The 12922-nt window shown below is 57.2% G+C and carries 10 protein-coding genes, 4 tRNA genes and 1 pseudogene; 6 read left to right on the forward strand and 9 right to left on the reverse strand.

Annotation, left to right across the window (positions count from 1 at the left end):
- Positions 1–70 precede the first annotated feature (70 nt).
- Positions 71–1243, forward strand: a complete 1173-nt coding sequence (locus K5K95_RS04260; protein WP_315903124.1) for a DUF2252 domain-containing protein — start codon at positions 71–73, stop codon at positions 1241–1243.
- Positions 1244–1281: 38 nt separating this feature from the next.
- Here the strand turns inward: K5K95_RS04260 and K5K95_RS04265 are convergent, their stop codons facing one another.
- Together K5K95_RS04265 and potE are read right to left on the reverse strand one after the other, a co-directional pair.
- Positions 1282–2187: an amino acid ABC transporter substrate-binding protein gene (locus K5K95_RS04265; protein ID WP_222588497.1), complete on the reverse strand. Its 906-nt coding sequence runs from the start codon at positions 2185–2187 to the stop codon at positions 1282–1284.
- A 48-nt stretch (positions 2188–2235) separates the two neighbouring features.
- Entirely contained in the window at positions 2236–3576 is a 1341-nt protein-coding gene (gene potE / locus K5K95_RS04270) for a putrescine-ornithine antiporter (protein WP_222588498.1), read from the reverse strand.
- A gap of 708 nt (positions 3577–4284) precedes the next feature.
- On the opposite strand from potE, the gene K5K95_RS04275 reads away from it, so the two are divergent.
- The 5 genes from K5K95_RS04275 to K5K95_RS04295 all read left to right on the forward strand — a co-directional run bounded on the left by K5K95_RS04275 (position 4285) and on the right by K5K95_RS04295 (position 7737).
- Complete coding sequence (locus K5K95_RS04275; protein ID WP_003228301.1) at positions 4285–4911, forward strand: DUF1780 domain-containing protein; 627 nt, start codon at positions 4285–4287, stop codon at positions 4909–4911.
- Entirely contained in the window at positions 4908–5435 is a 528-nt protein-coding gene (locus tag K5K95_RS04280) for an MOSC domain-containing protein (RefSeq protein WP_222588499.1), read from the forward strand. The genes K5K95_RS04275 and K5K95_RS04280 overlap by 4 nt, the downstream gene beginning before the upstream one ends.
- A gap of 51 nt (positions 5436–5486) precedes the next feature.
- A complete protein-coding gene (locus tag K5K95_RS04285) occupies positions 5487–5660 on the forward strand; it encodes a DUF3094 family protein (protein ID WP_090179818.1) in 174 nt (57 codons plus the stop codon).
- A gap of 60 nt (positions 5661–5720) precedes the next feature.
- The gene (locus K5K95_RS04290; RefSeq protein WP_222588500.1) at positions 5721–7019 is read left to right on the forward strand and encodes an NAD(P)/FAD-dependent oxidoreductase; all 1299 of its coding nucleotides are present in this window, start codon (positions 5721–5723) and stop codon (positions 7017–7019) included.
- 319 nt (positions 7020–7338) lie between these two features.
- On the forward strand, positions 7339–7737 hold the full coding sequence (locus K5K95_RS04295; protein WP_222588501.1) for an EF-hand domain-containing protein: 399 nt from the start codon (positions 7339–7341) through the stop codon (positions 7735–7737).
- Positions 7738–7798: 61 nt separating this feature from the next.
- On the opposite strand, the gene K5K95_RS33510 is transcribed toward K5K95_RS04295, so the two are convergent.
- The 7 genes and pseudogenes from K5K95_RS33510 to clpB form a co-directional block, all read right to left on the reverse strand.
- Positions 7799–8662, reverse strand: coding sequence for a methyl-accepting chemotaxis protein (locus K5K95_RS33510; protein WP_409999721.1), 864 nt, complete (start codon positions 8660–8662; stop codon positions 7799–7801).
- 39 nt (positions 8663–8701) lie between these two features.
- Positions 8702–9424, reverse strand: a pseudogene (locus K5K95_RS33515) (MCP four helix bundle domain-containing protein); the annotation flags it as partial.
- A 153-nt stretch (positions 9425–9577) separates the two neighbouring features.
- Positions 9578–9654, reverse strand: a tRNA-Pro gene (locus K5K95_RS04305).
- Between the two features lie 94 nt (positions 9655–9748).
- A tRNA-Lys gene (locus K5K95_RS04310) sits at positions 9749–9824 on the reverse strand.
- Between the two features lie 5 nt (positions 9825–9829).
- Positions 9830–9906: transfer RNA gene (locus tag K5K95_RS04315), tRNA-Pro, on the reverse strand.
- 9 nt (positions 9907–9915) lie between these two features.
- Positions 9916–9991: transfer RNA gene (locus K5K95_RS04320), tRNA-Asn, on the reverse strand.
- A gap of 298 nt (positions 9992–10289) precedes the next feature.
- The gene (clpB, locus tag K5K95_RS04325) at positions 10290–12854 is read right to left on the reverse strand and encodes an ATP-dependent chaperone ClpB (RefSeq protein ID WP_222588503.1); all 2565 of its coding nucleotides are present in this window, start codon (positions 12852–12854) and stop codon (positions 10290–10292) included.
- Positions 12855–12922: the final 68 nt, after the last annotated feature.

Raw genomic sequence — 12922 nt, forward strand, 5'->3', positions numbered from 1 at the left:
CCCCATTGATATTCTGGAAACGTCGAACCGATATCGATTGCCCAGCCTGATTCCTGTGCGCTTCGGGCGCATGCTACGCAACCCCTTCACCTTTCTGCGCGGCTCTGCGGGGGTCATGGCGTATGACCTGGCGACGACTCCGACCACAGGCGTTCGGGTACAAGCCTGCGGAGATTGCCATCTCTTGAACTTTGGACTGTTCGCAACTCCCGAACGTAATCTGATTTTTGATATCAACGATTTCGACGAAACGCTTCCTGCGCCTTGGGAGTGGGATATCAAACGCTTGGCGATCAGTTTTGCCGTGGCTGCCCGCGATCTCCAGATCAGTGACGAAGATGCCCAGGCGATCGCGGTCGAGTGTGTCAGTGCTTACCGCAGGCGCCTGCGCAAACTGTCGAAGATGAGTCCGCTGGAGGTCTGGTATGACCGCCTCGATGCTCAAATGATCATCGACATGGCCCCCAACGCCAAAATCAAAAAAAATAGAGAACAGGTGATCGCCAAAGCAAAAGTACGCATCGGCGATTACCTTTATCCGACCATCAGCAACGAAGTGGCAGGGCGTCGGCGGTTGGTCGATCAGCCACCGATACTGTTTCATGTGTATGAACATGACTTCGAACAGCGTGTGCGGCTGACGCTGCAGGACTATCGATTATCGCTCCCCCTCGAACGGCGCGTGCTGCTGGATCGTTACCGACTCGAAGACTTTGTCGTCAAGGCCGTCGGGATCGGCAGCGTCGGCACCCATTGTTTCGTGGGCCTGTTTTTTTCCGCGGAAAACCACCCGCTGCTTCTGCAGTTCAAGGAAGCCAGTCCTTCGGTACTGGCACCCTTTGCCGGCAAGAGCGAATTCGAGAATCAAGGTCAGCGTGTTGTTACCGGGCAACGGCTAATGCAGTCCGCCAGCGATATTTTCCTGGGCTGGGCGCAGGGAAAAAGTGGCCGGCATTTTTTCGTGCGCCAGTTGAGGGACATGAAAATGTCGGCCCCTATCGAGGGCGCATCGGTTGAACAAATGAAGTTATACGCCGAGTTGTGCGGCCTCACCCTGGCCCGTGCCCATGCCAAATCCGGTGATTCGGCACTCATTAGCGGCTATTTGGGAAAATCGGACACCTTCGATCTGGCCATTGGCAAGTTTGCCATGAGCTATGCGGATCAAAATGCGAAAGATCATGCGTCACTGATAGCCGCCGAAAAATCGGGGCGCATCAAAGCGCTTAGAGAAGAAGACTAATGACGCCGATCCAATCACCGCGCCCGCTAATTAAACGACTACGGAAGCGCATAAACCTTGAACAGCTTCTTGCCCAGATTGCTGATGCCACCCAAGTATTTGTCATAGGCCTGTTCGATTTCACCCGAGCGGTACATTTCACTCAGCGCAGTGTCGACCAGCAAGCGGAAGTTCTCATCGTTGCGATCCACCGCCATTGCCGTCGGCGCGTATTCGAAAATGCGATCCAGCAAGATCAGATTCGCGGCTGCGTAATGCGTGGAGAGAAGATTTTTGATCATCATGCGTTCAGCAAAGAACGCATCGGCTTTACCCTCGGCGACCAACTTGATTCCTGCATCAACGTTCGGAACCGTGACGAGCGTTGCCACCACACCGAGCAATTGCATTTGCTGACGAATCCACGCTTCAGTGACTCCTCCAGCTATCGTCGCGTAGGTTTGGTTGGACAGCCCACGATTGACCGTTGCGCGCCAGGTCGGCCCGGTATGAGCGACTTTGCCGTTGAGCGCATTCATTAACGGCTCCGATGCATCCTCGCGAACCACGGCAGAGAGACCGGCGGTGTAGACCGGCACCGAGAAACTCACGATTTTGCGCTCTTGCAGGGTGGGCGGCGTCGGTGTGCAAAGGATGTCAACTTTGCCTGAACTGACGGCACTCATCTTCTCTGAGTCAGTGACAGCCTGATAACGCACTTGCATCCCCTGCAAACCCAGATCGGACATGACCTTATCGGCGATTTTCAAACAAAGATCGATGGCATAACCCGTAGCTTTATCGCCTGCCTGGACGCTGAAAGGTGCGAAGTCCGGCAAGTAACCGAGGGTGAAGGTATTGCTCGCCCGCACCCGGTCCAGGGTATTGGCAGCAGCCAGCAACGGCATCACCCCGAGCAAACCAACGAGGATGAGAAGGATGGCTTTGATCAGTTTTACGTTCATGTCCCGGTTACCCGAATTCAGATGACTGTGCATGACTGAACACAACGACTAAGGATTGTCGATTCTGGCTTGAACGGTTGAAGGCGCCTCGACAGAGCGCTTGGCGAGGAAGCCATAGAGCAGATACCCGAACACAAGGACCAGGGCACCGCCGAATACCGCGTCTCTACCGCAGGAAAACAGGGCGTACAAAGAATAGGCCACGGCGATCAGCAAGAGCGTGGTGTTGCGCATGAAGACCCCCGCGCTGACGCGGGCCTTGTACATCATCACCAGCAAGCCGGTAGCCGCCGTCACGTAGGGGATCAGGTTGGTCACCGCTGCCAGGCTGACGAGTTTTCCGAACTGGGCACTGGCGTTGGGCGAAATGGTCGACAACGCCATCAGTGTTTGAAGCACACCGCAGACGAGCATGCCGACGATGGGTGCATCGAGTGAGCTCACTTTGCTGAAGAGTTTGGGGAACATGCCCTGGTCAGACGTCATTTTGGCTGTTTGTGCCAAGGTGAACTGCCACCCCAGCAACGACCCCACACAGGCCATCACCGCCAGCGCCATGATGATGTGACCGACCGCCGGATTGAACATGTGTGCATAGACAAGCGCAAACGGTGCCGTCGAGTTGGCCAACTCGGCGTTTGGAATGACACCCTGAATAACCGTCGTCGACAGCACATAGATGACTGCCGCACCCAGCGTGCCGAACAGACAGGCCAGCGGCACGGTGCGTTTGGGATCTTCCACTGCATCAGACGCTTGCGCCGCCGACTCCATGCCAAGGAATGCCCACAGGGTCAGGGGAATTGCCTTGCCGATGGCTTCGGAGATGGGCAGGTTGTTCGGGTTCCAGGCGGCAATCAGCAGTTCGGGCTTGAACCAGAACCAGCCGATGATGCTCAACCCGGCCACCGGGATGATCACACCCCACACGGTAATCGCACCAATCTTGCCGGTGATGCCAGGGCCGCCAAAATTCGCCACGGTGGTCAGCCAAAGCAGGCCGACCGTACCGATGAACAACGGGATGGCACCGCTACCCAACCAGGGCACGAACGATGTCATGTACCCGACCGCGGAGATAGCGACTGCGACGTTGGCGATGGCCAGCGAGAGAAAGTACAGGTACGAGCAAAGGAAGAACCCCGATTTGGCATGGGCTTCTTCGGTGTAGGCTGACAACCCCCCGGAGCGCGGACAGTAGATTCCGCACTGGGAAAAACAGTAGGCGATGGCCATGGAACCGATGGCGGTAACGATCCACGACAGAAGCGAAACGGCCCCGAGCTGGGCCATGCTCGTTGGCAACATGATGATGCCCGAGCCCATCATGTTCACCGTCACCAGCGTGGTAAGCCCCATGAGGCTCATTTTTTTGCTTGAGTCGGCCATCGGAAACTCCTTGATCTGCTCAACGGGTTGACCCTCGCGTCCGGCGGTACGCTAAGGAAAGTTAACAAGCTGGCCGTCTCAAAACCCTGAATCGATTAACTGACAACATTAGCTATAGACATAACTAGGGCAGCGCGTTTCTTTTCTTCACTCCCTCGAGAAGAATTAAGTATCACGCGTGAGAGCATTGCTTAAGGGGCGGAGTACATCGTGTTGATTCAGCGCTGGACTGTTTCAGATCTTTCTGTGGTAACAGAGAGGAACCTCCAATCATATAGAGGGCATGCGGCGCATTGATTCGCGAGTTCAATCGTTCGACAAAAGATTCAGCGCCATCAAGACTGCGAAAACTTACGACCCACACATCCATGTGAACCCACCAGCGATTCAGTGCGGGGTCCTTTTCAATAAAAATATTCATTGAAGATGCTCCGAAAATACAAAAATGATGAGCCGGGTCATCCTTGGCTTTTGAATTAGCTGCGGGTGAGCAAACTATTAAATTGCATCATTGCTTAGTGGGAATCGTGTCCTCAGTCATGCGCAAATCCATTGATAAAAATCAACAATTCCAGCGTAGCGACTCACAGCGCACCGCATAGCGAATGGCAAGCGTTCGCGCAGAGGCACGTGAAATCCCGGCAGACTTTTTTCTTTCGCGACAGACTTTATTCCTTAGGGTCACATTTGAACGCTAAGCTTGGGCCTATGGATGACTCAGATTATTTACGCCTGCTGACCATCGCGGCCGAGCAAGCCAACGCATTTCTGTCCAATGCCCGCAAATGGGAGCGTGAGCGTTGGGTCTGCCAGCGCCTGTTGCAAGGCTTGAACATTCCCTATCGCGCCGACGAATTCGCCCCCGCCGGGGAACCGCCGGACGTGCTGTTTCGCGACGCCAATTTCGAGGTGTTCTTCGTACTCGATGAAGGCCGGCGCCTCAACGATGAATGGCGCGACGAGCTGCAACGTCGACGCAGCGCGTTTTCCCTCAGTCAGTTGGTCCGCCGCGAGGCCAAGCCCCGGCGCATTCCAGCCAATGAATTCTTGCTAAGACTGGCGCCGACCTTGCGTAAAAAAGCGCACAACTACAAAGAGCGCGGCATGGACCTTGGGGAACTGGACATCATCGCGTTCGCCAGCCTCAAACGCGAAGTGCTGGACCTGAACAGCCATTTCCCGCCGCCCACCGAATACCTGCGCCAAGGCTGGCGTTCGTTGTCGCTGGTCGGCCCGACGTTCGCCCGGGTGCTCTTCGCCCATCCGGACGCTCCGGATTTCCTGCGCAGCAACCTCGGGCGCAGCATTGTTTTCGATGTCGGAATCAGCCTGTGAGCCCATTGCAGGAACTGATCGCGCAAGTCCCGCAAGTCGGCCGCGTACGCTGGATCGGCGTGCGCCCGGAACCTCACGTGCCGATGATCGAACTGGACGCCGTGGAAGCGCGACTTGAAGCCGGCCTGACCGGTGATCGCGCACGGCCCGGCGTACGCAATGCACGGCAGGTGACGTTGATTCAGTGGGAGCATCTGGCGGTGATCAGTTCGCTGATGGGCCGCCCGGACGATCAACCGGTGTTACCGAGTGATTTGCGGCGCAACCTGGTTATCAGCGGTATCAACCTGTTCAGCCTCAAGGGCCGTCGCTTCAAGATCGGCCAGGCGATTTTCGAAACCACCGGTTGGTGCCAGCCTTGCGCACGCCTGCAAAACAACCTCGGGCCGGGGACGTTTCAGGCGGTTCGCGGACATGGCGGAATCACCGCCCGGGTGTTACAAAGTGGAATCATCCGCCTGGACGACACGGTGAGCGTCGAGCCGGTTCCGGACAGCGGCTATGCTCCGTTCAACGTTCGTTAAATCAGCCTGTAGCTTCCACACATTCAGCAACGTCTACCTGACGAGGCCTTTATGACCAGCCGCCTGAACCCCGACGACCAGAAGCATGTCGAAGAGTACCTGCACCTGTCCCAGCACCGAGTCGAGCGCCGGCCTTTCCGGCCGTGGATGCTCCTGGTGCTGGTGCTCGCAGTGACCATTGGTTTGGGCCTGTTGAGCCGACTTATAGGTTACCTGGCGCTATGAGCCGCATTGCGCTCGCGAGGGTAACCGCACCGATTTCCTTTAGCCTTGCGAGATATCCCCATGACTCATCGTATTGTCATCGTTGGCGGCGGCGCCGGCGGTCTGGAGTTGGCTACCCGTCTGGGTAAGACTCTGGGCAAGCGTGGCACGGCCAGTGTGATGCTGGTCGACGCGAACCTGACGCACATCTGGAAGCCGCTGTTGCACGAAGTGGCGGCCGGGTCGCTGAACTCTTCCGAAGACGAACTCAACTATGTTGCCCAAGCCAAATGGAACCACTTCGAGTTTCAGCTGGGGCGCATGAGCGGGCTTGATCGCGAACAGAAGAAAATCCAGTTGGCCGCCACCTACGACGAAGCCGGCGTGGAGCTGGTCCCGGCCCGTGAATTGGGCTACGACTCGCTGGTGATCGCCGTCGGCAGCACCACCAATGATTTCGGGACTCAGGGCGCGGCGCAACATTGCCTGTTCCTCGATACCCGCAAGCAGGCCGAGCGCTTCCACCAGCAATTGCTCAACCACTATCTGCGTGCCCATGCCGGGCAAACCGACAAGGTCGAGCAGATCAGCGTCGCCATCGTCGGCGCAGGTGCCACCGGCGTCGAACTGGCCGCCGAGCTGCACAACGCCGCACATGAATTGGCCGCTTACGGGCTCGACCGGATCAAACCGGAAAACATGCACATCACCCTGATCGAAGCCGGACCTCGGGTATTGCCAGCCCTGCCGGAACGCATCGGTGGGCCTGTGCATAAAACCCTGGAGAAACTCGGGGTCAACGTCATGACCAATGCCGCGGTCAGCGAAGTCACGGCCGACAGCCTGATCACCGCCGATGGCAAAGTGATCAACGCCAGCCTGAAGGTGTGGGCTGCCGGGATTCGCGCACCAGGTTTCCTCAAGGATATCGATGGCCTGGAAACCAACCGCATCAATCAGCTGCAAGTGCTGCTGACCCTGCAAACCACCCGGGACGAGAACATCTTCGCCTTCGGTGACTGCGCGGCCTGCCCGCAACCAGGCAGTGATCGCAACGTGCCGCCCCGTGCCCAGGCAGCGCATCAGCAGGCGTCGTTGCTGGCCAAATCGCTGAAACTGCGGATCGAAGGCAAGGCATTGCCGGAATACAAATACACCGACTACGGCTCGCTGATCTCGCTGTCGCGTTTTTCGGCTGTGGGTAACTTGATGGGTAACCTGACCGGCAGCGTGATGCTGGAAGGCTGGCTGGCGCGGATGTTCTACGTGTCGCTGTACCGCATGCACCAGATGGCGCTGTATGGCGCGTTTCGTACGGCGATGCTGATGCTGGGCAGCAAGATCGGGCGTGGGACAGAGCCGCGATTGAAACTGCACTAACTCGGTCCAGTGTGGGAGCGGGCTTGCTCGCGAAAGCGTCATGACATTCAACATCTCTGTTGACTGTGACGCCGCTTTCGCGAGCAAGCCCGCTCCCACATTTCTTACTCACCCGCCTGTTGATCTGTGTCTCACTGTATCTCCCCCCGCGATTTCGCCCCTTCGCTTACAAACTCCCCCCTAGCGCGACACAGTAGCGATACACCTCACCCGTTAAATGACCCCATCCGAGCAAGGCAACCCAGCCAGCTACGGTTATCGCCGCCTGACGTGGCGTCCTTTATCGAACGGTTGTGTCGTGCAACCCAGGAGAGTTGAAATGTCCCGTACCACTACAAACACTATTGGTCTGCTCGGCGCTGTCTTGGCCGGCGGCATGATGTTGTCCGGTTCCGTATTCGCTTCGCAGCCTCTGACCCAGGGCTACCTGCTGGCCTCGGCCGAACAGGTGGTGAAAACCCCTGAAGGCAAATGTGGTGAAGGCAAGTGTGGCGATGCATCGATGGCCAAGACCGACACCGATGGCGACGGCAAAGTCTCCCGCGCCGAATTCCAGGCTGTCGCGCCGAAGTCCAACTTCGACAAGATCGACACCAATCATGACGGTTTCATCGACGAGCAAGAGGCTTACAACAACGTGAAAGCCAACTTCGAAGCCAACGGCAAAAAAATGCCAAAAGGTCTGTTCGAGCACCTGAAAGACCAAGACGGCGCCTAAACGCCCGAAAACCAGGCCGCGCTTCTCCACCGAGAAGCGCGGCTTTTTTTGTCTGGCGGATTTACACCTGGAAGCGTTGCACCATCGTGCGCAACGAGTTGGCCAACTGTGAAAGTTCATGGCTTGAAGCGTTGGTCTGGTCTGCCCCGGCGGCGGATCGCACCGACAGGTCACGGATGTTCACCAGATTGCGATCGACTTCACGCGCCACTTGCGCCTGTTCTTCTGCGGCACTGGCGATCACCAGGTTGCGTTCATGAATCTGGTGCACCGATGCAGTGATCGTCTGCAACGCCTCCCCTGCTCGCTCGGCCAAAGCCAGCGTGGCGGCTGCGCGCGAGGAACTGGCCTGCATCGAATCCAGCGCCTGGGTTGAACCGCTGCGCATACCCTGGACCATTTGCTCGATTTCCTGGGTCGACTGCTGTGTGCGATAAGCCAGGGCGCGAACTTCGTCGGCGACCACCGCAAAACCCCGACCGCTTTCTCCGGCCCGCGCCGCTTCGATGGCAGCGTTGAGCGCCAGCAAATTGGTTTGCTCGGCAATCGCCCGAATCACATCCAGTACCTTGCCAATGTCCTGGGATTGATTGGCAAGGGACTGAACCAACCCGCCGGTAACTTGCACATCACTGGCGAGGGCGCCGATGGCCGTCACCGTTTCGCTGACGCGCTCCTGGCCCGCATGCGCAGACTCGCTTGACTGGCGCGTGGCATCGGAAGTCGACACGGCATTGCGCGCGACCTCCTCCACCGCCGTGGTCATTTCATTGACGGCGGTGGCGGCTTGTTCGATCTCGTTGTTCTGCTGCTGCAGGTTTTGCGTGCTGTCGAGGGTGACCGCGTTCAACTCGTCGGCCGCCGTGGCCAATTGCGCCGCCGAGCCGCTGATACTTTGCAAGGTTTCACGCAGATTCTGTTGCATGGTCGCCAGAGCCTTGAGCAAGCGGCTCACTTCGTCATTGCCGTGGGTTTCGATGGGGCGAGTCAGATCGCCTCGGGCGACGTTCTCCGCGGCATTCAACGCGTCGCCCAAAGGCTTGACGATACTGCGCGTCAGTAGCATCGCCAGGCCGACGGTGGCCAGGGCTGCGAGGGCGATGAACAGGATGACGATCATTCGCGATGTTTCATAGTGCGCTGCGGAGTTCTGACTTTCGGCGGCGACCTGTTTGGCAAACAGGTCTGCCAGGTCATTGAGCTGTTTGCCGGAGCCATCGACCACGGTTTTCATGTCCACCAGCAACAATTTGGTCAGTTCGTCACGGCGCCCTTGTTCGGCCAGGGAGAATGATTGGGCGATACCGGCACGGTAGGCCGCGAACGTGGTTTTGAACTGGTCATACAGAGCCTTGCCTTCGGCAGTGTTGACCAACTGATCATAGGCGGCGATTTTTTCGCTCAGCTCCTTGTCCCGGGTATCCATCTGGCTGCGGTATTGAGCAATGTTCTTCGGGTCCTGATCCAGCGCCATTCGCAGGGAGATCGTGCGGATGCGCAGCATGATTTCGCGAATCTCGTCGCCACCGCGAATACTCGGCAGCCATTGCTTCTCCACCGCCACCTCGCTGCTGCGGATGCTCGACATCTGCCCCAGGGCGAAAACGCCGAGCAAGGCCACCAGCACGGCGATCAAGGCAAACCCCAAGGCTGCCCGAGGAGCAATATTCAACTGACGAAGCAACATGACGAACGCCCTTTTCTTGTAGTGGTCAGGATTGGGGGCGTCATTTGGCAGTACCCCGCAGCCTCGTTATCGGCAGGTTGTACGACGACTGAAGTGTTGTTTTTTCGAAGACAAAAAAAATCCCCGTATCTTTCGATACGAGGATTTTTAATATGGTCGGGGTAAGGGGATTCGAACTCCTGACATCCTGCTCCCAAAGCAGGCGCGCTACCGGACTGCGCTATACCCCGGTAAAAAAAGGCACCTTTTAAAGGCGCCTTCTGCGAACAGAGCTTTTGGCGTCTGATCTTAAGATCTGATCCCAGCGTTAACTGGTTTCAAAAATGGTGGGTCGTGTGGGATTCGAACCTACGACCAATTGGTTAAAAGCCAACTGCTCTACCAACTGAGCTAACGACCCAAAAATGGTCGGGGTAAGGGGATTCGAACTCCTGACATCCTGCTCCCAAAGCAGGCGCGCTACCGGACTGCGCTATACCCCGGTTTGAAATTGGCTCCGTGACCAGGACTCGAACCTGGGACCCAATGATTAACAGTCATTTGCTCTACCGACTGAGCTATCACGGAACTACATATTTCAATTTACAACGGTGAAGCTAATTGCATCTCTTCGACTCGTTCGCATCGCTGCGTTCGTGTGTCTGAGGCGCGCTATTCTACAATCTTAAGCACCTCTGTCAACCCCTTAAATTGCATTCAAGTTAATGATTTGCAACTTATTTCAGATTCCTGCTTGGGGAGCAGAAACCCTTCCGGGTGACTTACTGCGGGGCGCACTTTACAAGCCTTTTCCTTTGAGTTCAACAACCTGACGAAAAAAAGGCCTCGCAATGCGAGGCCTCTTCACTTTTGCTGCCCACAAGGATCAGGCAAAGACGATTTCGTCGTTTTCCACTACACCTTTGGCGGTGTCGCCAGGCATGTACCGACCGGACAGAATCAGCTGTGCCAACGGGTTCTCGATCCAGCGCTGAATCGCACGTTTGAGCGGCCGTGCGCCATACACCGGGTCGTAACCCACCGCGATCAGCTTATCCATCGCTTCTGGGCTGAGTTCCAGTTTCAGCTCGCGCTCAGTCAGACGACTGCGCAGACGACCCAGCTGGATCTCGGTGATGCCCGCAATCTGATCCCGTGCCAATGGCTCGAAGATCACCACTTCGTCGACCCGGTTGATGAACTCCGGCCGGAAGTGTGTGGAGATGGCATCCATCACCGCCGCACGCTGCGCCTCGCGATCCCCCACCAGTTCCTGGATCTGCACCGAGCCCAGGTTGGAGGTCATGACGATCACGGTGTTCTTGAAATCCACCGTGCGACCATGACTGTCGGTCAGACGGCCATCTTCAAGCACTTGCAGCAGGATGTTGAAGACGTCCGGATGGGCCTTCTCGACCTCGTCCAGCAGGATCACCGAATAAGGCTTGCGACGCACCGCCTCGGTCAGGTAACCGCCCTCTTCATAGCCCACGTAGCCTGGTGGCGCACCGATCAGTCGAGCCACGGAATGTTTCTCCATGAACTCGGACATGTCGATCCGCACCATTGCCTCTTCAGTATCGAAGAGGAATTCGGCCAACGCCTTGCACAGCTCGGTTTTACCGACACCGGTCGGGCCGAGGAACATGAACGAACCGCTCGGACGATTCGGGTCGGACAACCCGGCCCGCGAACGCCGCACCGCGTTGGAAACCGCGATCACCGCTTCGTCCTGGCCTATCACTCGCTGGTGCAACAGGCTTTCCATCTTCATCAACTTGTCGCGCTCGCCTTCGAGCATTTTCGACACTGGAATACCGGTCCACTTCGACACGACTTCGGCGATTTCTTCCTCGGTCACCTTGCTGCGCAGCAACTGGTTTTCGCTTTTGCCATGCTGGTCGACCATTTGCAGGCTGCGCTCCAGGTCCGGGATCACCCCGTATTGCAGCTCGGCCATGCGGTTAAGGTCGCCTTTGCGGCGGGCAGTTTCCAGTTCCTGACGGGACTGTTCGATTTTCTGCTGGATCTGCGCAGAGCCCTGGACTTCGGCTTTTTCCGCGTTCCAGATTTCTTCGAGGTCCGAATACTCACGTTCATGACGAACGATTTCTTCCTGCAGTTTCTCCAGGCGTTTCTTCGCCGCGTCGTCGCTTTCTTTCTTCAGCGCCTGGGATTCGACCTTCAGCTGAATCAGGCGACGCTCAAGACGATCCAGCACTTCCGGCTTGGAGTCGATCTCCATGCGAATGCGGCTGGCAGCCTCGTCGATCAGGTCAATGGCCTTGTCCGGCAACTGACGGTCGGTGATGTAACGGTGGCTGAGCTTGGCCGCGGCGATGATCGCGCCGTCGGTAATCGCCACTTTGTGGTGAACCTCATAACGCTCTTTCAGGCCACGCAGAATGGCGATGGTGTCTTCTTCGCTCGGCTCGTCCACCAACACTTTCTGGAAGCGCCGCTCAAGGGCCGCATCCTTCTCTATATATTGGCGGTACTCGTTGAGCGTGGTCGCGCCGACGCAGTGCAACTCACCGCGAGCCAGTGCCGGCTTGAGCATGTTGCCGGCGTCCATCGAGCCTTCGCCTTTACCGGCGCCGACCATGGTGTGCAGTTCGTCGATGAACAGAATGATCTGCCCTTCCTGCTTCGACAGCTCATTGAGCAACGATTTCAGGCGTTCTTCGAACTCGCCGCGATACTTGGCGCCCGCGATCAGCGACCCCATGTCCAGGGACAGCAGGCGCTTGCCTTTAAGACCGTCCGGCACTTCACCATTGATGATGCGCTGGGCCAGACCTTCGGCGATGGCAGTTTTACCCACGCCAGGCTCACCGATCAGCACTGGGTTATTCTTGGTGCGACGTTGCAGAACCTGAATGGTCCGGCGAATTTCGTCGTCGCGGCCGATCACCGGATCAAGCTTGCCTTCTTCGGCACGTTTGGTCAGGTCGACGGTGTATTTATCCAGCGCCTGGCGCGATTCTTCGTGGTTGGCGTCATTGACCGCCTCGCCACCACGCAGATTGGTAATCGCGTTTTCGAGGGCTTTTTTACTGACGCCCTGACCGAGGAGCAATTTGCCGAGCTTGCTGTTCTCGTCCATTGCGGCGAGCAGCACCAGCTCGCTGGAAATGAACTGATCGCCTTTCTGCTGGGCCAACCGATCGGCCTGATTGAGCAGGCGCGCCAGATCCTGCGACATGTTTACGTCACCGGTCGGATTCTGGATTTTCGGTAGTTGGTCGAGCTCTTTGGTCAGCTCTTTACGCAAGCTGTTGACGTCGAAACCAACCTGCATCAGCAGAGGTTTGATCGAACCGCCCTGCTGTTCAAGCATGGCTTGCATCAAGTGCGCCGGCTCGATGCCGGGATGGTCGAGGCCGACAGCCAGCGATTGGGCGTCGGATAGGGCTAATTGCAACTTGCTGGTTAAACGGTCGATACGCATGGGTCACCTTCCTTTTGAGCAGGCCGGACCTAAGAAACCATCCTGAATGAAGAAACCTGCCAGATACC

Source organism: Pseudomonas sp. DR48, assembly GCF_019823085.1.
Taxonomy (GTDB): Bacteria; Pseudomonadota; Gammaproteobacteria; order Pseudomonadales; family Pseudomonadaceae; genus Aquipseudomonas.

Excerpts from the sequence above, each read along its gene's own strand:
- K5K95_RS04260 (WP_315903124.1), top strand. The coding sequence starts at position 71 with ATGCTACGCAACCCCTTCACCTTTCTGCGCGGCTCTGCGGGGGTCATG.
- K5K95_RS04265 (WP_222588497.1), bottom strand. The coding sequence starts at position 2,187 with ATGAACGTAAAACTGATCAAAGCCATCCTTCTCATCCTCGTTGGTTTG.
- potE (WP_222588498.1), bottom strand. The coding sequence starts at position 3,576 with ATGGCCGACTCAAGCAAAAAAATGAGCCTCATGGGGCTTACCACGCTG.
- K5K95_RS04275 (WP_003228301.1), top strand. The coding sequence starts at position 4,285 with ATGGATGACTCAGATTATTTACGCCTGCTGACCATCGCGGCCGAGCAA.
- K5K95_RS04285 (WP_090179818.1), top strand. The coding sequence starts at position 5,487 with ATGACCAGCCGCCTGAACCCCGACGACCAGAAGCATGTCGAAGAGTAC.
- K5K95_RS04290 (WP_222588500.1), top strand. The coding sequence starts at position 5,721 with ATGACTCATCGTATTGTCATCGTTGGCGGCGGCGCCGGCGGTCTGGAG.
- K5K95_RS04295 (WP_222588501.1), top strand. The coding sequence starts at position 7,339 with ATGTCCCGTACCACTACAAACACTATTGGTCTGCTCGGCGCTGTCTTG.
- K5K95_RS33510 (WP_409999721.1), bottom strand. The coding sequence starts at position 8,662 with ATGCAACAGAATCTGCGTGAAACCTTGCAAAGTATCAGCGGCTCGGCG.
- clpB (WP_222588503.1), bottom strand. The coding sequence starts at position 12,854 with ATGCGTATCGACCGTTTAACCAGCAAGTTGCAATTAGCCCTATCCGAC.